Origin of the sequence: Desulfovibrio desulfuricans, assembly GCF_004801255.1 — a bacterium.
GTDB classification, from domain to species: domain Bacteria; phylum Desulfobacterota; class Desulfovibrionia; order Desulfovibrionales; family Desulfovibrionaceae; genus Desulfovibrio; species Desulfovibrio desulfuricans_C.
This window is the reverse complement of the sequence record NZ_CP036295.1, coordinates 913,338-930,199: the sequence shown is the minus strand read 5'-3', so window position 1 is coordinate 930,199 and position 16,862 is coordinate 913,338. Positions and strand designations below refer to the sequence as shown.

General features: G+C 61.8%; 17 protein-coding genes, 1 tRNA gene and 1 pseudogene. 10 read left to right on the top strand and 9 right to left on the bottom strand.

What is annotated here, in order from left to right; translation table 11 throughout:
* Positions 1-117: 117 nt before the first annotated feature.
* The 4 genes from DDIC_RS03810 to DDIC_RS03795 all read left to right on the top strand — a co-directional run bounded on the left by DDIC_RS03810 (position 118) and on the right by DDIC_RS03795 (position 2,644).
* Positions 118-951, top strand: coding sequence for a MogA/MoaB family molybdenum cofactor biosynthesis protein (locus tag DDIC_RS03810; RefSeq protein WP_136399220.1), 834 nt, complete (start codon positions 118-120; stop codon positions 949-951).
* 9 nt (positions 952-960) lie between these two features.
* The gene (locus tag DDIC_RS03805) at positions 961-1,854 is read left to right on the top strand and encodes a UbiA-like polyprenyltransferase (RefSeq protein WP_247647547.1); all 894 of its coding nucleotides are present in this window, start codon (positions 961-963) and stop codon (positions 1,852-1,854) included.
* 10 nt (positions 1,855-1,864) lie between these two features.
* Complete coding sequence (gene yjgA, locus DDIC_RS03800) at positions 1,865-2,461, top strand: ribosome biogenesis factor YjgA (RefSeq protein WP_136399219.1); 597 nt, start codon at positions 1,865-1,867, stop codon at positions 2,459-2,461.
* A gap of 107 nt (positions 2,462-2,568) precedes the next feature.
* Positions 2,569-2,644, top strand: a tRNA-Thr gene (locus DDIC_RS03795).
* A 174-nt stretch (positions 2,645-2,818) separates the two neighbouring features.
* On the opposite strand, the pseudogene DDIC_RS14125 reads toward DDIC_RS03795, so the two are convergent.
* Both DDIC_RS14125 and DDIC_RS03785 read right to left on the bottom strand, forming a co-directional pair.
* Positions 2,819-2,911, bottom strand: a pseudogene (locus tag DDIC_RS14125) (transposase); the annotation flags it as partial.
* Between the two features lie 18 nt (positions 2,912-2,929).
* Positions 2,930-3,418, bottom strand: a complete 489-nt coding sequence (locus DDIC_RS03785; RefSeq protein WP_211088892.1) for a hypothetical protein — start codon at positions 3,416-3,418, stop codon at positions 2,930-2,932.
* Positions 3,419-3,546: 128 nt separating this feature from the next.
* On the opposite strand from DDIC_RS03785, the gene DDIC_RS03780 reads away from it, so the two are divergent.
* Positions 3,547-4,293: a potassium channel family protein gene (locus DDIC_RS03780; protein ID WP_136399218.1), complete on the top strand. Its 747-nt coding sequence runs from the start codon at positions 3,547-3,549 to the stop codon at positions 4,291-4,293.
* Between the two features lie 49 nt (positions 4,294-4,342).
* Here the strand turns inward: DDIC_RS03780 and DDIC_RS03775 are convergent, their stop codons facing one another.
* Genes DDIC_RS03775 through hlyD form a run of 4 tightly spaced genes read right to left on the bottom strand, consistent with a single transcriptional unit; the run spans position 4,343 to position 9,535 of the window.
* Positions 4,343-5,485 carry an ABC transporter permease gene (locus tag DDIC_RS03775; RefSeq protein ID WP_136399217.1) on the bottom strand — a complete coding sequence of 381 codons (1,143 nt, stop codon included), beginning with the start codon at positions 5,483-5,485 and terminating at the stop codon, positions 4,343-4,345.
* Positions 5,485-6,618 (bottom strand): ABC transporter permease, encoded by a 1,134-nt coding sequence (locus DDIC_RS03770; protein WP_247647546.1) that lies wholly within the window; start codon positions 6,616-6,618, stop codon positions 5,485-5,487. The genes DDIC_RS03775 and DDIC_RS03770 overlap by 1 nt, the downstream gene beginning before the upstream one ends.
* A 50-nt stretch (positions 6,619-6,668) precedes the next feature.
* On the bottom strand, positions 6,669-8,540 hold the full coding sequence (locus DDIC_RS03765) for an ATP-binding cassette domain-containing protein (RefSeq protein WP_136399216.1): 1,872 nt from the start codon (positions 8,538-8,540) through the stop codon (positions 6,669-6,671).
* A gap of 2 nt (positions 8,541-8,542) precedes the next feature.
* Entirely contained in the window at positions 8,543-9,535 is a 993-nt protein-coding gene (gene hlyD / locus DDIC_RS03760; RefSeq protein ID WP_136399215.1) for a secretion protein HlyD, read from the bottom strand.
* Positions 9,536-9,750: 215 nt separating this feature from the next.
* On the opposite strand from hlyD, the gene DDIC_RS03755 reads away from it, so the two are divergent.
* Complete coding sequence (locus DDIC_RS03755) at positions 9,751-11,202, top strand: DUF1254 domain-containing protein (protein ID WP_136399214.1); 1,452 nt, start codon at positions 9,751-9,753, stop codon at positions 11,200-11,202.
* Positions 11,203-11,230: 28 nt separating this feature from the next.
* On the top strand, positions 11,231-11,770 hold the full coding sequence (locus tag DDIC_RS03750; protein ID WP_136399213.1) for a hypothetical protein: 540 nt from the start codon (positions 11,231-11,233) through the stop codon (positions 11,768-11,770).
* A 20-nt stretch (positions 11,771-11,790) separates the two neighbouring features.
* Here DDIC_RS03750 and DDIC_RS03745 read toward each other — a convergent pair whose 3' ends face one another.
* A complete protein-coding gene (locus DDIC_RS03745; RefSeq protein ID WP_136399212.1) occupies positions 11,791-12,549 on the bottom strand; it encodes an SPOR domain-containing protein in 759 nt (252 codons plus the stop codon).
* Positions 12,550-12,757: 208 nt separating this feature from the next.
* Between DDIC_RS03745 and DDIC_RS03740 the strand changes: the two genes are divergently transcribed.
* The gene (locus DDIC_RS03740) at positions 12,758-13,753 is read left to right on the top strand and encodes a peptidoglycan glycosyltransferase (RefSeq protein WP_136399211.1); all 996 of its coding nucleotides are present in this window, start codon (positions 12,758-12,760) and stop codon (positions 13,751-13,753) included.
* Positions 13,754-13,882: 129 nt separating this feature from the next.
* Here the strand turns inward: DDIC_RS03740 and hypB are convergent, their stop codons facing one another.
* Together hypB and DDIC_RS03730 are read right to left on the bottom strand one after the other, a co-directional pair.
* Positions 13,883-14,551: a hydrogenase nickel incorporation protein HypB gene (gene hypB / locus DDIC_RS03735; protein ID WP_136399210.1), complete on the bottom strand. Its 669-nt coding sequence runs from the start codon at positions 14,549-14,551 to the stop codon at positions 13,883-13,885.
* Positions 14,552-14,670: 119 nt separating this feature from the next.
* Positions 14,671-15,024, bottom strand: a complete 354-nt coding sequence (locus DDIC_RS03730; RefSeq protein WP_136399209.1) for a hydrogenase maturation nickel metallochaperone HypA — start codon at positions 15,022-15,024, stop codon at positions 14,671-14,673.
* Between the two features lie 294 nt (positions 15,025-15,318).
* On the opposite strand from DDIC_RS03730, the gene DDIC_RS03725 reads away from it, so the two are divergent.
* Positions 15,319-16,035, top strand: a complete 717-nt coding sequence (locus DDIC_RS03725) for a tetratricopeptide repeat protein (RefSeq protein ID WP_136399208.1) — start codon at positions 15,319-15,321, stop codon at positions 16,033-16,035.
* Between the two features lie 41 nt (positions 16,036-16,076).
* Positions 16,077-16,820 carry an AMIN domain-containing protein gene (locus DDIC_RS03720; protein WP_136399207.1) on the top strand — a complete coding sequence of 248 codons (744 nt, stop codon included), beginning with the start codon at positions 16,077-16,079 and terminating at the stop codon, positions 16,818-16,820.
* The last annotated feature ends 42 nt before the right edge of the window (positions 16,821-16,862 follow it).

The window sequence follows — 16,862 nt, the reverse complement described above, 5'->3', positions numbered from 1 at the left end:
CAGGTCGCGCAAGCCGGGCGCGTATCGGACTTGTAACCCATTGCGCTTGCGGCTACAATAATCTATTGCCCACTCCAATCCGATAGCATCCCATCGGTCAGCCCTTCGGAGCAACGTATGAATATCCTGCTGCACGTCCACGCCTGCAAGCGGGGCCAATGTCTGCCCCTGCTGCCAGTCGCCGCCACGGATACAGATTTTTGCCGCAGTCACGGCCTCATGACGCCCGAACCGTGGGCTGTGCCGCACCTGAGGGTGGGCACATGTTTTTGCGGAGCCTGCGGCACGGCCCTGCTCAAGGTTACCGGGCGCGCCTGGATGCCCCTGCCTCCGGGAATGTCGGCCCTCGGCGGCAATGGAGAAGAACCCTGGCAGGCGGCCCATGCTGCCCAGTGCCTGTTTTTGACCGCGCTCACCGACCTGCCAGAGGGGCCGCTTGAAGTTACTGCGCGCAAGACCGGGCACAGCCTTGCCTGGGTGACGCTTTCCGACAAGGGCGCACGCGGCCAGAGGCTTGACCTGAGCGGCCCGACCATTGCCGAGATGATTGGCTCCGCCATGCCGCTGTGCCACAGCCAGGGTTTTTTGCTGCCGGACGAACCGGCCCAGCTGCGCGCCCTGCTCACCGACCTGGCCCTGAGCATGGGTTTTGACATCATCTGCACCACCGGCGGCACGGGGCTTTCGCCGCGGGACATAACGCCGCAAATCACCGCCGCCCTGCTTGATACGCCCCTGCCGGGCTTTACACAGGCCATGCTGGTCGCCAGCCTTGCCAAAACGCCGCACGCGGTCATATCGCGCGCGGCCGCAGGCACGCTGGGGCAAAGCATCATCATCAACCTGCCGGGCAGCCGCAAGGCCGTTGTGGAAAACCTTGCCGCCGTGCTGCCCGCCCTGCCCCACGCCCTTGCCAAACTGCAGGGCGACCCCGCCGACTGCGGCGGTTAAGGAGAACACATGCGTTTTTTTTCGCTCTCCGGCATGAGGCTTTCCACGCCTTTTGGCCAGTTTGGCGACATCTGCCGGATGATCAAGATCGAGCACTCTGTTTTTGCCCTGCCCTACGCCTGGGCTGGCGCTTTTTTGGCCGCGCGGGGGCTTCCCTCTGCCCGCAGCCTTGTTTTTCTGACCATCGGCATGATCGCGGCACGCTCGTTTGCCATGGCCTTCAACCGGCTGGCCGACCTGCCCTTTGACAGCGACAACCCGCGCACGCAGCAGCGCCCCCTGGTTACAGGCGTCATCAGCAAGGGACAAACCTGGGCCTTTTGCGCGCTGATGGCCGTTATTTTTATTGCCGCATGCGCAGCGCTCAACACCGTATGCCTGTGGCTCTCCGTGCCTGCGCTGCTGTTTGCAGCCATCTACAGCGTGCTCAAGCGCTTTACGGCCCTTTGCCACTTCTGGCTTGGGGCGACTCTGGGGCTTGCACCGCTAGCGGGCTGGCTTTCGGTCAACCCAACGAGCCTGGGGCTTGCGCCGGTGCTGCTGTTTTGGGGCGTGACCTTTTGGGTGGCTGCCTTTGACATCTATTATGCCTTTCAGGACATGGACTTTGACGTGGCCTTTGAGCTGCATTCCGTGCCAGCCTCGCTGGGGCCGGATACGGCGCTGACTGTGGCCGCTTTTTCGCACGCCATGACGTCCATATTTCTGCTGCTGGCGGGCTTTGCCGCCGGGCTTTCGTGGCCGTGGTACGTTGTGTGGCTGGGCATCAGCGTCATGCTGCTCGTTGAACACAGGCTCATGAAACCCCAGGACCTGCGCCACGTGAACACGGCGTTTTTTACACTCAACGGCATCATTTCGCCGGTCGTGCTGATCGGCGTGCTGCTGGGCATTTACATCTGACGGAGACGGCATGCCGCGCAAAAATCAGTATCAATGGAAATCCAGCGACGAGGCGGATGGGTTCGACTCCCTGACGCCCAGCCGCTCTGAAAAAAAACGTCAGAGCATTGCCCTGCAAAACATGGGCGAGGAGCTGACGCGCCTTGGACCCCAGGAGGTCAAAAGCCTTGACCTGCCAGCCGATCTCAAGGAGGCGCTGACGCTCTACTCGCGCATTGGCGATCACGAGGGCCGCCGCCGTCAGATGCAGTTTATCGGCCGCGTCATGCGCGAGATCGACCCCGCGCCCATTCGGGCGATGCTGGATGCGCGCCGCGAGGTTTCCGCAGCCGCCACCGCCGCCCTGCACAAGGCCGAGCAGTGGCGCGACCGACTGCTCTCCGCCGACGAGGAGGAGCTGACAGACCTGGTGGAAACCCTGCTGGCAACCAGGCCAAAGGCCGCCCAGCCTGCGGAAGACGCGCCCGTAGCGGCAGGCGAAAAGCCGCTTGAGGCGGGCGAACTGCGCACCATGGCCCTTGCCGCGCGCAAGGAAGCCGCCGGCAACAGCGCCCCGCACGCCCGCAGGGCACTGTTCCGCGCTATCCACAAAATGCTGACCGACTAAAGGGGCCGGGCATTCCAAGACCTGCGTGTTTTTAAAAAAAGAAAAAAATTGTGAAGGAATGCTTGACGATCCACAACGGTTAGGATAGAAGCTTTCTTCGTTGCTACGCCCTTGTAGCTCAGTCGGTAGAGTGCATCCTTGGTAAGGATGAGGTCATCAGTTCAATCCTGATCAAGGGCTCCACAAAGAATTAAAGGACTTACGGAATACTCCGCAAGTCCTTTTTTTGTACAAAAAAGCCGACATTCAAGGCTCTACACCAAAGACGGGGGCAAGCCGGGTCTACACCAAAGACGGGGGCAAGCCCCTTCAACGGGCAGTTTTCCCGACAGGTTTCTGAACGATTCCCCAGCCATTTCAGCAGCACAAAACGCGCACTCGCAATCGGTAATTTTCGAAGTTGCGAAAGCCATACGCACGCCGTTGAATCAACTTCATTTCCCGATGAAAGCGGGCTCTACGCCAAAATCAGGGCAACTGCGGGGGCTGGGGCATCAAGGCCCGATACGGCCCGCGCATGTTATACACAAAGCTGGCCATGCGCAGATCGCCGCTGACCACAAGCATGAGCAAAAGTTTGGACTGCGCATCCTCGCGCACAATGCCGTAGCCCTTTACCCCCTTTTGCTCAAAGGTAAATTCCCACTGACCGTTGCGCAGCACTGGTGCTGTACCGCCCAGACGTTTGGCGTTGCCCCTGGCGGCCTGCTCCGCTTCACCGGCATTGGCGGGTCCCACGATGATAAGCGCCGAGCTTTTGTGGTCCTTTTGCCCCATGACAACCTGTATAGCCTCCTGAACCTTGACCGGGCCGCTCACCACCACCCAGTCCTGCGGCAGGTCAAGGCCGTAGTATTTTGTGGTCAGGGGCACGGCGTGGGCCTGCGCGGCGACGCATACCGCCAGCAACAGCAGGGGCAGCGCCCGCGCAAAAGCACGGCTAAAGCTTTGAAGCATGGCATTCTCCGTAAAATCGCGTATCGGCGCAGGGTACGGCGCTTCAGCCAGTCTGTCCACAGCGCTGTCCGGCGCTGGCGCTTGCCGAGCCGCCCGCCTGCCTGTAGTATGCAAGGGATGAGGATTATATGCTAAAAATTCGCGCACTCCGCACCCGCCTTTACGAACACCGTTTTGAACTGCTCATGCTCTCGCTGTGGTGCGTGTTTGTTCTGAACATTCTGTTTCCCGACAATATTTACCGGGGCTACGCGCAGGCCATCTATCTGCCCATCCAGCTGCTGGCGGCCATGGTTCTTTTTGAGTTCAGGCCGCGCATCCTGCGGCTGGCCCTGCTGTTTGGCGCGCTGCTGCTTGTGGGCAGAGCCATGGATCTGTTTTTTATCAAAAGCCTCAAGGAAGAAATGCTGCTGCTCTATCTGTGCTTTTTTGGCAGCATCATGTTTGAGGTATTCCGGCAGATCGCGCACGCGCAGATGATCACCATCAAGATCGTCTACGCGGCGGTATGCGGCCTGCTGCTTATCGGATATTGCGGCTATTTTTTGTTTCTGGGCATCGAATTTTACCATCCCGGTTCATTCAACGGTCTGGGAACGGGCGATCAGGCCGTTAACGACCTGTTTTACTTCAGCTACGTGACCATCCTCACCATCGGTTACGGCGACATCACGCCCAAAACCTGGATAGCCAAAAACGCCACAGTGCTGGTGGGCTTTACGGGATATCTCTATTCTATCGTAGTTATTGCACTTATTGTGGGCAGAGCGCACCGTGCACCCCGTGCCGTGGTTTCTTCCATAAAAAAACCGGCCCCGACGCCCGCGCGCAAGCAGCAGCCAGCAGCAGCCCCCCCGGCAAACCCCGAAAGCTGACGCCCGCCCCGGCAGCCGCCCGGCAGGCTTTGACCGCCGGGGCCTCCCCTCAGGCCTTGCGCTTGAACATCCACACGGCAACGCTCACGGCCACCGCGCTGATGCAGGCAATCTTGCCCAGGTTGACGGCAGCCGCCGCCACGGTGATGTCCTTGAGAAACACGCCCTGCACAATGGTGGTAAAATGGCGCATGGGGTTGAGCTGGCTGGCGTACTGCAAAAACGGCGGCATGTTGATGACCGGCGTGACTGCGCCGGAGATGAGGATGCACGGCACCCCCACCGTAAAGGCCCCCAAAAAGGCCTGCTGCTGCGTTGCCGACAGCGACGACACCATAAGCCCCACCCCGCCCGAGGCCATGGCAAAAACCAGCATGGCCACATACAGCAGCACCAGCGAGCCCGTAAACGGCACGCCAAAGCCAAAAACAGAGATAAACAGAAAGATGGTTCCGTGCACCAGGCCAACCAGACACCCCGGAACCAGCTTGGCAAGCGCTATCTCGGTAGGCGTGGCGGGCGAAACCAGCAGCTGGTCAAACGTGCCCACCTCGCGCTCGCGCGCTACGGAAAGCCCCGTCACCACCAGCCCCAGCATAAAGCTCAGCATGCCGATGAGGTTGGGTAAAAAGAACCACTGAAATTCAAGATTGGGGTTAAACCAGCAGCGCACGCGAACATCAAGCCGGGGTGCGGCTGCGCTTTGGGCGGCGGCCCCTGCGGGCGTGGATTCACCAATGCCGCGCACGATGGTTTCGAGATAATACGAGGCGATCTGGGCCGCGTTGGAGCGCCTGCCGTCAAGAATCACCTGCATCTGCGCGGGCAGACCTGCATCCACCCGGCGGGAAAATTCCTCGTCAAAGACCATGACAAACAATGCCTGCTGCCGCTCGATGGTCGGGCGAATATCCGCCTCGCCATCCAGAAAGGTCACGCTGCTGAAGGTGTGCGACCCCTGCAGCCTGCGCACGATCTCGCGGCTCCAGTTGCCGCTGTCCCGGTTGAGCACGGCCACGTCCACATTGCGCACCTCCATGGTGGCCGCCCAGCCAAAAATGACAATCTGCATGAGCGGCGGCACAATGATGAGCATGCGCGAGACCTTGTTGCACAGCAAGACCAGCAGTTCCTTGCGCACAATGGTGGCCATGCGCCGCAGGTTGAGACGGGGAAGGGCTATCCTTGCCATCACGCATCCAGCCTTTTGACAAGGTTACGGTACACAAGCCCCAGCAGCAGCCCGGCAAGCAGCCCCATAAAGAGCAGACTGGGGGCAAAGACCGCCCACACGTCGCCGGTCAGAAATATGGTGCGCAGACAGGTGTTAAAATATCTTGCGGGCAAAAGCCGCGTCAGGGCCTGAAGCACGGGGGGCATGCTGTTGATGTCAAACACAAAGCCCGACAGCAGCAAGGCAGGCAAAAAGCCGGAAAACAACCCGGCCTCCGCAGCCACCAGCTGTCCGCGCAAAGTCACGGAAATAAGCAGCCCCTGCCCCAGTGCGCTCAGCATAAATACAGCCGCCAGCAGCACAAGCACCCACAAAGAGCCGCGAAACGGCACGGCAAACAGGGTTACCGCCGCCAAAGCGCACAGGGCCATGCTGAACATGCCCATGCAGAAGTACGGAATCAGCTTGCCCAGCAGCAGCTGCATGCGGCTGACAGGCGTGGCGAACATGGCCTCCATGGTGCCGCGCTCCCACTCGCGCGCAAACACCAGCGAGGTAAGCAGCGTGCCGATGAGGGTCATGATGACCGTGATGGCCCCCGGCACAAGAAACTGCACGCTTTTGGCCGCAGGATTGTACCAGAACCGGGGCTGGATATTGATGGGCAGAGCCGCAGCCGTACCGCCAGGCAGGGCCGTGCGCTGCCATGAGATGATCAGCCCCTGACTGTAATTCTGGATATACTGGGCCGTGTTCGGCTCCGACCCGTCAACCAGCAGTTGCACGGCTCCAGCGCTGCCGCGCTCCAGCTGCCTGTCAAAATCCTGCTGGATTACAAGTACGCCCTGCACGGCAGAGTCGCGCATAAGACGCCCGGCCTCCGCCATATTGCCCACAGGGCGCGTGGCAAACCAGGGCGAGTGGGCAAAGTCGGCCGCAAGGCTCAGGGCATGTTGCCCGCCGCTCTGGTCCAGCACGCCCAGGCGCAGCACGCCCGCATCCAGCGTGATGCCGTAGCCAAAGAGCAGCAGAAAGATAAACGGCAAAATCCCGGCCACCAGATAGGACGAAGGATCGCGCACAATCTGCTGAAATTCTTTGCCCACCAGGGCAAACAGCTGTCGTAACCAGATATTGCGTTGCATAGTCATTGGCCGCCTGTTGCGAGCAATAGGGGGGCGCGGGCCATCAGCCAGCGCGGCTACTGCGGGTGCTCCCTGTCGTATTTTTCAATGCTGGCGATAAAGGCTTCTTCCAGCGTGGGGTCTTCCACCCCGGTGCACGAGGCCTTGAGCTCGTCGGGCGTCCCCATGCTGATCATGGCTCCCCGATAAATCAGGGCGATGCGGTCGCAGTATTCCGCCTCTTCCATAAAGTGCGTCGTCACCAGCACCGCAGCCCCCGCCGTGGTCATGGCCGAAATATGCTTCCAGAAGTCCCTGCGGGTGCGCGCGTCAACCCCCGATGTAGGCTCGTCAAGAAACAGCACGGGCGGCTCGTGCAGCGTGGCGCACAAAAGAGCCAGCCGCTGTTTTTGCCCCAGGGGCAGCGACCCAGTGCGGCTGCGCAGGTACGGTTGCAGCTCCAGCGCCTCGGCCAGCTCGGGCAGCAGCAGCTTGCGCCTCTCGCTGGACAGGCCGTACAGCTCGGCAAAAATGGTGATGTTTTCACGCACAGGTATATCAGGGTACAGCGAAAACTTCTGTGCCATGTACCCCAAACGCGACCGGGCCTCGCTGCCCGCCCGCAGCAGGTCCACCCCGTCCACGGCGCAACTGCCCGACGTGGGCCGCGACAGCCCGCAGAGCATGCGAAAGGTCGTGGACTTGCCCGCGCCGTTGGGCCCAAGCAGACCAAAAATTTCGCCGGGGTGCACATCAAAGGAAATGTCCCGCGCAGCCACAAAAGCGCCAAACCGCTTGGTAAGGTTGCGAGCCGCAATGGAACACACAGCAGAATCCGCAGCGGGCATGGCGGCCATATCCGCTGCCGGGGCCGTCCCGGACGCGGCGGCAGGGGACGAGGCGACAACAGGGGCCTCAACAACAGGCGCAGGGCCGCTACCTGCGTCGGCGACAATCGGGTCAATGCCGCCGTTGTGCGCCACATGCAGTTTGCCGTAGGGCGAAGGGCTCTGGTTTATGCCGCCCACGGCGCTCATGTAGGCGTCTTCCAGCCGGGGGGCGACCGGCTCGCCGCCCTTGTCCAGCACCTCGCGGCGCATATCCTCAGGGGCGTCCGCAGCCAGCACCAGGCGGATGCGGCTGCCCTGGATAAGCGCGTCTTCAATGCCGTGGCGCATGGTCCAGAGGGCCAGCTCCTTTTTACGGCGGCTCGCGTCGGCGCGCAGCAAAAAAACCCGTCCCTCGGCTCTGGCGGTAAGCTCCTGCGGCGGCCCGGCAAACAGCACGCGGCCATTATCCAGCATGATCACGCCGGGGCAGCGCTCGGCCTCGTCCAGATAGGCTGTGGACCACACCACGGTCATGCCATCCTGACTCAGGTCCTGCACCATGCGCCACAGCTCGCGGCGCGATTGCGGGTCAACGCCCACGCCCGGTTCGTCAAGCAGCAGCAGACGCGGCGACCCCAGCAGGGCGCAGGCAATGCCCAGTTTCTGCTTCATGCCGCCCGAAAGCCTGCCCGCAAGCCGGTCGGTAAAAGGAGCAAGGCTGGTGAACCCCAGCAGCTTTTCAAAAACACGGTCGCGCTCCGCCCCTTCAAGCCCGCGCAGGCTGGCGTGCAGGCGCATGTTGGCCATGACGGAAATATCCTCGTACAGGCCAAAGCGCTGCGGCATGTAGCCGATGCTGTTGGGCTGGCTGCGCATGAGCTCCTCCGGGCTTTGCCCAAAAAGCTCGGCCCGCCCCTCGCTGGGCGGCATGAGCCCGGCCATGATGCGCATAAGCGTGGTTTTGCCCGCAGCGTCAGGCCCCACCAGGCCTGTAATGCGCCCGGCGGGGATGCGTGCGCTTACACCGTCCAGAGCCGTCACAGCTTCGCGCCCCTTGCCAAAGCGCATGACCAGCCCTTCAAGGCGGACGGCCTGCCCGTCGGCGGCGACAGCGGTCATGGCTAGGGAGCATCCTGCAGGATGATGGTTACCGGCATGCCCTGCCGCATGACGTTTTCCGGGTCCTCGGCCTGCACGCGCAGACGGTAGACCAGAGCCGTGCGCACTTCGCGCGTTTCAACCGTCTTGGGGGTAAATTCCGCCGTAGGCGAGATAAAGCCCACCGTGCCGGGAAATTTTTTGCCCGGCGCTGCGTCCACCAGAACATTGACCGGCATGCCGGGTTTGACGCGCCCCAGATTGGGTTCGTCCACATAGGCCCGCAGCCACAGGGGATCGGTAAGCGTAAGCGTGTACACGGCCTGCCCGGCCTGCACGATGGCCCCGGCCTCGCGGGCGCGGGTAAGCACTATGCCTTTTTGCGGGGCCACAAGGGTTGCGTCCTGCAGCTGTATCTCAGCATGGTTGAGCGCGGCGGCGGCAGCGGCCACAGCCGCTTTTTGCGCCAGCACTTCTTCCTCGCGGTAACCGGCAAGCAACATGTCGAGCTGATCCTGATTGGACCGCAGCTTGGCGCGGGCCTCGCGGTACTGGGCGCGGGCGTTGTCCAGATCTTTTTGCGAAATGGCGTTGGAGACCCGCATGGCGGACACGCGGTTAAAATTGATCTGCGCGTTTTCGGCCAGCGCGGCTGACCCGCTCACGGCCGCCCGGGCCTGGGCGATTTCTTCCACCCTGTAGCCGCGTTCTAGCCGCAGCAGCGAGGCCTGCTGTTTTTCGAGTTCCGCCGCGGCCTGATCGCGCTGCTGCGTCAGCAGGTCGTTATCCAGCAGGGCAAGGGGCTGACCGGGGGCAACAGCGTCGCCCTCGTCCACCAGCACCTTTGCAATGCGCCCGTTGACGCGAAAGCCCAGGTCCACCTGCCGGATATCCACATTGCCGTACAGCACCAGACTGTCGCCGTCATGGCGAAGCCACCACTGCCACAGCAACACAACCGCCAGCAGCACGGCCAACACCGCGCCAACGCCTACCATCTTACGGGGGACAGTCATATTCCTCCCTACAGGCAATCGCCGCAAGCGGTTGCCGTTTCACACAATTTCCGGCCAGGGGCAAACCCGGCCCACAAAGGATAGCCAGTGGCGAGCACCTTGTCCATGCCGGGGCGCACAAACAGTGCGGAGGTTGCTTTTACCGCGCAAGTGGGGCAAGCCAAAAGCCTGAGGCAACTCTTTGCCCGCGAGCTTTTAACAGTTGGTGAGGCTGTATGAACAAATTTTTTTCTGCTGCGTTTGCGGCGCGATTCTGGGCGGCGTTTTTTCTGGCTCTGGCGCTCCAGTCGCCAGCCATGGCGGCTGACGCCCCACAGGCGAAACCGTTTCCCGATGCCGCAACCGTAGAAAACATTGCCGCGCAGGGCTACGTGTACGGCCTGCCCATAGTGATGCACTACGCCGTCACCTACGAGTATTCCGTGGACACGCATTCGCCGCAGTACAAAGCGCCGTTCAACGCCATCCACAATGTCGCGCAGGTTTTTACCTACAAGGATACGGTGGTAATCACGCCCAACAGCGACACGCCCTACTCTTTTGCCTGCCTTGACCTGCGGGCAGAGCCGGTGGTCATCAGCGTACCGGCGACGACGGACGGGCGATATTTCAGCGTGCAACTGGTGGATGCCAATACCTTTAACTTTGGCTACATCGGCAGCCGTACCACGGGCAACGGCGGGGGCAGCTACCTGGTCGCCGGGCCGGGATGGAAGGGCGCAACGCCTGCAGGCATGCGCGTATTCCGCTCTGATGCGCAGTTTGCGCTGGCCTTGTTCCGCACCCAGCTTTTCAACCCTGCGGATATTGATAACGTCAAAAAATTTCAGGCAGGCTACGCCGTGCAGCCGCTCTCGGCCTTTTTGGGGCAAAAGCCGCCCAAGGCGCTGCCCATGCCGGCCTTTCCCAACATCGGGCAGGACTTTCAGAAGCCCGAATTTTTCGACTATCTCGCCTTTGCCCTGCAGTTTGCCCCCGCCGGACCGGAGGAAACCGCCATCCGTGCGCAGCTTGCCAGCATCGGCGTGGTGGCGGGCAAACACTTTGCCTTTGACGCTCTGCCCAAGGACAGCCAGGCGGCACTGCTGCGGGGCATAAAAAAGGGCGAGGCCATGGTGGATGCGGCGGTCAACAGGCCGGGCATACGCGTAAACGGCTGGAAGATGAGCTCGCCCTTTGGCAACCGCGAATTTTTCAACGGCAACTGGATAATGCGGGCGGGCGGAGCCAGCGCGGGCATTTACGGCAACGACGCGGGCGAAGCCGTGTACCCCATGACCAAAACCCTGGCCGACGGCACGGCTCTGGACGGCAGCAAGCACAAGTACCGCCTGACCATCCCTGCCGGGCAGTACCCTCCGGCCAAGGCTTTCTGGTCTGTGACCATGTACGATGGCAAAACCCAGCTGCTCATCAAGAATCCCATTGACCGCTACCTGATCAATTCGCCCATGCTGCCGAATATGCGCAAAAATGCAGACGGGTCGCTCACCATACTGATCCAACGCGATTCGCCCGGCAAGGAGTTTGAAAGCAACTGGCTGCCCGCGCCGGACGGTCCCATCTTTCTTGTCATGCGCCTGTACTGGCCTCAAACCGAAGGGCTCTCGGTACTGCCGCTTGGCAAGGGCACGTGGCAGCCGCCGCGAGTGGAACTGAACGACTAGACGCACCGTACAGGGCTAAAGGACTACCATGTTTTCTTTCCTTACCTGCCGTCAGGCTGCGGCGGCATGCTCCCTTGCGGCCCTGCTCGTGCTGGCCGCAGCGCCCCGGTACGCGCTGGCGCAAGACTACGGCTGGTTTTCGCTCGACCTGCCCCAGGGTTGGCAGGCAGAGGCTCCCGCCGACATGGCCGGAACCTGGATACTCTCGCTGACAGGGCCGGACGACGCCGTGCACGTGCGGGTGCTGGTAGGTAAAACAGCGGGGCCGCCGGACGCGGCCGATGTGGCGGGCCTGTTGCGCGCGGCGGCAGGCGTGCGCGACCCCCTGCGGCGGGCCGACAGCCAGTATGTTTTCAGGGGCAAGGATGCCCTTGGCGGCGACAGCGCCGGGGTTGTGGGGGCCGACCCTGAGGCGGGCCTGTATATGGCGGTGCTGTGCAGCGGCGAGGTAGACAGGGCGGAAGCCCTGCTGGCCGCGCTGCGGGGAGGTTCAAACCCGGCCATGCGGCCCGTGCGCCATGCGGCGCGCGGCAGCCTTGAGCCGCGATTTATGCCTGCGACGCAATAAGTTGCCGGCCTTGCGGTCTGTTATTGCTGCAGCACCGGCTTGCGGCTGCGCTGTATGGGCTTGCCCAGCCCAAGGCCCTCGGTGGCGCGCACCACCTCCGCCGCACGGGCTTCGTCGCCGCGCAGCAGAACCAGCACCACATAGAGCTTGCCCGACCGCTCCATCTTGGTGCGCATGCCCCGGCCTTCCAGCCGCTGCCGCAGGGAATCCACGGAGTCAGCCTCCTTGAAGGCCCCCACCTGAAAGACGTAGTCGTACATTCCCGCAACCTGCGGGGCCTTGACCACGCCGCCGGGCTGCGCGGCGACAGGTGCGGTCTGCCCGCCCTGCGCCGTCTGGGGTACCCCGGCCTGCACCACGCCCGCAGGCTTGGGCTGCACCGGGGTCATGGACGGCAATGGTTTGAGAGGGGCGTCGCCGGTGGCGGCGTCATTGCGGAGCACCCGGGAAAAACGCAGTTCTTCCGCCGCCAAAACTTTTTGCTTGGGCTCGGCGGCGTCATCGCCAGCGCCAGCCGCTGCTTCGCCAGCCGAGGGGCCGTCGTCGTCAGGGCCAGTGGCCGAAGCAACGGCACCGCCCGCAGGTGCGGCGGGCCTGGCAACCACCGGCTGAGGATGCGCCCGCCAGTATGCCCTGCCGCTCATCACTCCGCCCAGATAGGCCAGCACCACCGCAGCCACCACCAGAAAACACGCCGCCAGCAAGGATGAGGGGCGCAGGCACAGGCATTTTTTTTCAGGCGCCTGATCCGATGAATTCTGACGGGTAAGGGGAGGCATGGAATCTCCTGAGGCTTTGGTTTGCTGTTCAAGACGTGCAGGGGCAGATAAAAAGCCGGTGCGCCAGCAACCATACCAATGCTGGCGACATGCGTAAAGTAAAGGCCGCGCCCTCTCTGCCCATTACCACCGCACGGCGCCGCGCCGCTTGCGGGCCAGCCCCGCGCTCTGTTAGTATGGCTTCAAGCAACAAAAATGGAGTGACGCCATGACCAAGGCCTTGTGGTTCTTTCGCATATATGCGGCCGTATGTCTTGTTCTGGCCGGGTTTTTTGCCTGCGACGCGGCGCATGCCGCGCATATTGCCAAGCCCGGCCCTGAACCGCAGATTTTATCCATTGTTAACGGCACCGCTGAAGACGTGCTGAGCATAGGTTTTCAGACGGGCCGCAGTACGAACTTTGTTCGGCTCGACATGCCCCCCGGCGGTCGGGACGACATTGAAAACCCCGGCGGCGCAGCAAACTTGCGCGTGGACACGGGCCTTGCCCTCTGGCTGTTCAAGGATGTGCCTCTGGCCAAGGCCCAGAGCCTGACCCTGCGCCCCGGCGACAAGCCTGTGGTTGAAATCTCTGTGCCCAAGGGCGAAGCGCAACGTGTTACGGGCGAGATCCAAAGCCTTCTGCCCGGACCGGATGCAGGCCCGGTATGTGCGCTTGACCGCTTTCGCCCCGGCATGCCCATGAAGGATGTGTGCTCCCTGCTGAGCGCAACCCCGCAACGCGACGACAACGATGCGGTGCTTGCCAGCCTTGGCTTTGCTGGCATGGTCTGGGCAGCGCGGCTTGAACCGGCCCAGCCCGAGGGCAAGACTGCGAGCAAGGCGGCGCTGGTGCTCGACCACATGGAGCTGCGCCGCAAGCTTGACCCCGAAACGCTTGAAAAGCTCATGAACTCGCTTTATGAGCAGAAGTACAGCCCCTGGCAGGCCGAGCTGCCCGGTCTGGACATCAACTTTACCCAGATGCCTTCCATGGATCTTGCCAAGCAAAAGGAAATGCTGCGGCAGGTGCTTGAGTACTTTTTGGCTGCGGGCAAGGGCGAGGCGACAATCATGCTGGCCCCGGCAGACATTCTGCCCAAGCTTGCCGACGCAGACGCGCCCAACGGCGATGTGCAGCTGTTTACCATTACCCTGCGGCCCGCTTCAAAAAATCTCGTGGTGGACGTAGCCGCCTACCGCGAGAGCGAGGAGGCCCGCTAGCTCTCACCGGCAAAAAAGCTTGTCAAATACGGCTGCGGGCCCGCCACGCGCTGGCAATACAGAGATAAAAAAGGCATCCCCGGCTCATGGCTGGGGATGCCTTTTGCAATTGACGGCAGCGGGGGCAGATTATGCGAGCCGCCCTTCCTTTTTGGCCGCGCGCATGCTGCGCAGCCAGTTGTACCAGCCCTCAAGGCCGTCTCTCTTGCTGCAGGAGACTTCAAATATATCAAGCTCCTTGTTGAGCTTGGTGGCAAAATTGCGGGCGCGCGCAAGGTCAAAATCCACATAGGGCAGCAGATCTGTCTTGTTGAGCACCAGCGCCTTGGCAAGATTGAAAAGCAGGGGGTATTTTTCCGGCTTGTCGTCGCCCTCGGTCACGCTCAAGAGCGCCACCTTGGCGTCCTCGCCGCAGTCAAATTCCACCGGGCACACCAGGTTGCCCACGTTTTCGATAAAAAGGATGTCCACGCCAGCAAGGTCGAGACTTTCCAGCGAAGTTAGGATCATGTTGCTGTCAAGGTGGCAGCCGCCGTCGGTATTGATCTGCACGGCCTGCGCGCCGGTGGCGGCAACGCGGCGGGCGTCGTTGTCGGTCTGCAGGTCGCCCTCCACCACCGCCATGCGAAATTCGCCAGCCAGATCGCTCAGGGTGCGCTCAAGCAGTGTGGTCTTGCCCGCGCCGGGCGAGCTGATGAGGTTCAGCGCCAGTATGCCTTTTTCGGAGAGCAGCCGCCGCACGTGCCCGGCCATTTTTTCGTTTGCTTCCAAAACGTTACGAACCACAGGAATTTGCATTCAGTTCTCCTTGCTTGCCGCAAGCGCGGCGCGGTCATGAGCCAGAAACAAAAAGACAGGGGTCAAGTCGGTATTGAAAGGGGCAAACCTGCGGCCCACAAAACTCAGGCGTGCAAGGGCTAGCTGGCTTCCAGACGGCTGAGGTACAGCTCTTTGCCCTGCTCGACCACATGCCCAAACTGCTCGCCGCAACCGGGACAGGGAAGCCAGAGTGCATCCTGCCCCTCCCCGCCAAAAACTTTGCCGCATGCCGTACAGCGCAGCCGCAATGGCAGCTCGGTGAGCTCCAGGCGCGCCCCCTCGTGCGGGGTTCCGTACACCATGGTCTCAAAACAAAATTGCAGCGACTCGGGCACAACGCCAGAAAGGGAGCCGTACGTAACGCTGACAACTTCCAATCGGGTGCAACCCTGGCGGGCAATTTCATCCTCGGCCATCTGCAACAGGCTTTGTGCTATGGACATTTCGTGCATGGGGTCATGCTAGCTCAAAGGACCGGCCCCGTAAAGGCCAGAAGCGAATCTTGCTATTCGACGCAAATAATGTACATTTTACGCATGCGTCGCTCAAAATTTACTGGCGTCTTCTCCTTCTCTGCCAACTGGACAGGGAGCCGCAGCAAAACGCACTACTTTGTCTGGGAGCTTCCTGACGGGGCATATGCGGTGCAAGAGCTCAACGCCGCGTTCCAGCCCGTTTCAGAAGTGGAACGCATAAGCGCCAAATCTTTTCTCCGCGAATTCAAGGCAGAGCCTAACATACTGGCTATGCCTGTAATTACGCCTGACCTCAGCCATTTTGAGCAGGGCATGGTCACGCCCCCGCCCGAAGGCGGCGCGGCAAAGCCGCCCCAGCCAGCCCCCACGGCGGCAAAAGCCGGCCCCGGTTTTGCCCCGCTTGAAATGACCAGCCCCAAGCACAAACTACCCGAGTCTGTCGAAGTGGCCCCCCAAGGGGTGGGCGCACCCTCCCGCACCGCTACCGGCATAACGGCCGTTCATTATGAAGAAGGCCCGACGCCCGCGCCCAAACGCGCTTACGACCTTGAGGCCTCGCGCAAGGCCAAGGTGGTGGAGACAAAGCTGCGGGAAACATTCAGGCAAACGCTGCTGCGCCTCAAACGCCCGCGAGAGCGCAAAGCCGCCCTGCTCGCCCTTGAGCAGATAGCGCAGACCAAGGAAGGCATCACGTCTTCGCACAAGCACATGTTTCGCGATTTCGGCGTGCGCCTGCGGCAAAATTCCCAGCCCGATCTTGCCCTGCTGTTTTCACGCAAGGCCGTGGAGCTGGCACCCGAGGACGACCACGCCCACTTTAATCTGGCACGCATACTCTGTTCACTTGGCATGTACGACGAAGCCGCAGCCCATATAGCGACGGCCATGAGCATGTCCAGCGAAGAACCTCTCTACTTCAAGTTGTTGGAACACATCCGCGAGCTCAAACAGGCGCGTTACGCGGCCAAGGCCGCGCAAAAGCGTTAAGCGGCAGTTTCAACCCAAGTAATTGGCAGGAGCCTTTCGGCATGAACAAAGTTATTCTCAGTCTTCTTGTGGCTGTCTGCGTTCTGGGCATGGCGCTTATCATGCTCAACGAGCGCCTGCGCAAGCCTGAACCCGCTACTCCCGCAGGCATCATTGCGCCTGTGACCCCGCCGGATGCGGCCCCGCCGGTTGTCGGGGGGGCACCCGCCGTTGACTCCCAGTCGCAGTTGCACCTGCCCCCGCAGGCGCAGAACGGCATTGCCGACCCCAACGCCAGCAGCGAAGCCCCCGCCCGTGCGCCCATCCCCAGCCTGAAGCCGGACGAAAAAAGCGCCCCGACGGGCAACCTTGCCGCCACCGATCCGCAGCCCGCTGTGGCCAAGCCCGTGGTGCAGCCCAAACCCGCCTCTCCGGTTACGGAAAAAACCGCCCCCGCTGCGGATTCAGGCAAGGAAAAGGCCGCCAAGGCCGCGCCCCAGCACAAAACCATCACCAAGTTTGTGGTGCTTGCCCGCGACAAGGGTGCAACGGTGCGCCTGACCGGCGCAGCCCCCATTATCTACAAAAACATGCAGCTCAGCGGCCCTGAACGGCTGGTCATCGACCTTGACGGCAAATGGCAGGTCAAGGCGCCGGGCGTGCCCAAAAACCCTGCGGTAAGCAATGTGCGCATCGGCAAAAGCGACGACAAGACCCGCATTGTCATTGACCTTTCCGGCAAGATTCAGCCCAAGTTTACGCTTTCCAAGGATGGACACACCCTGGATATCCGGCTGGACCACTAGCGCTGTTCGGCACCAAACGGCCAGGTACGGCGTTTAGCTGAA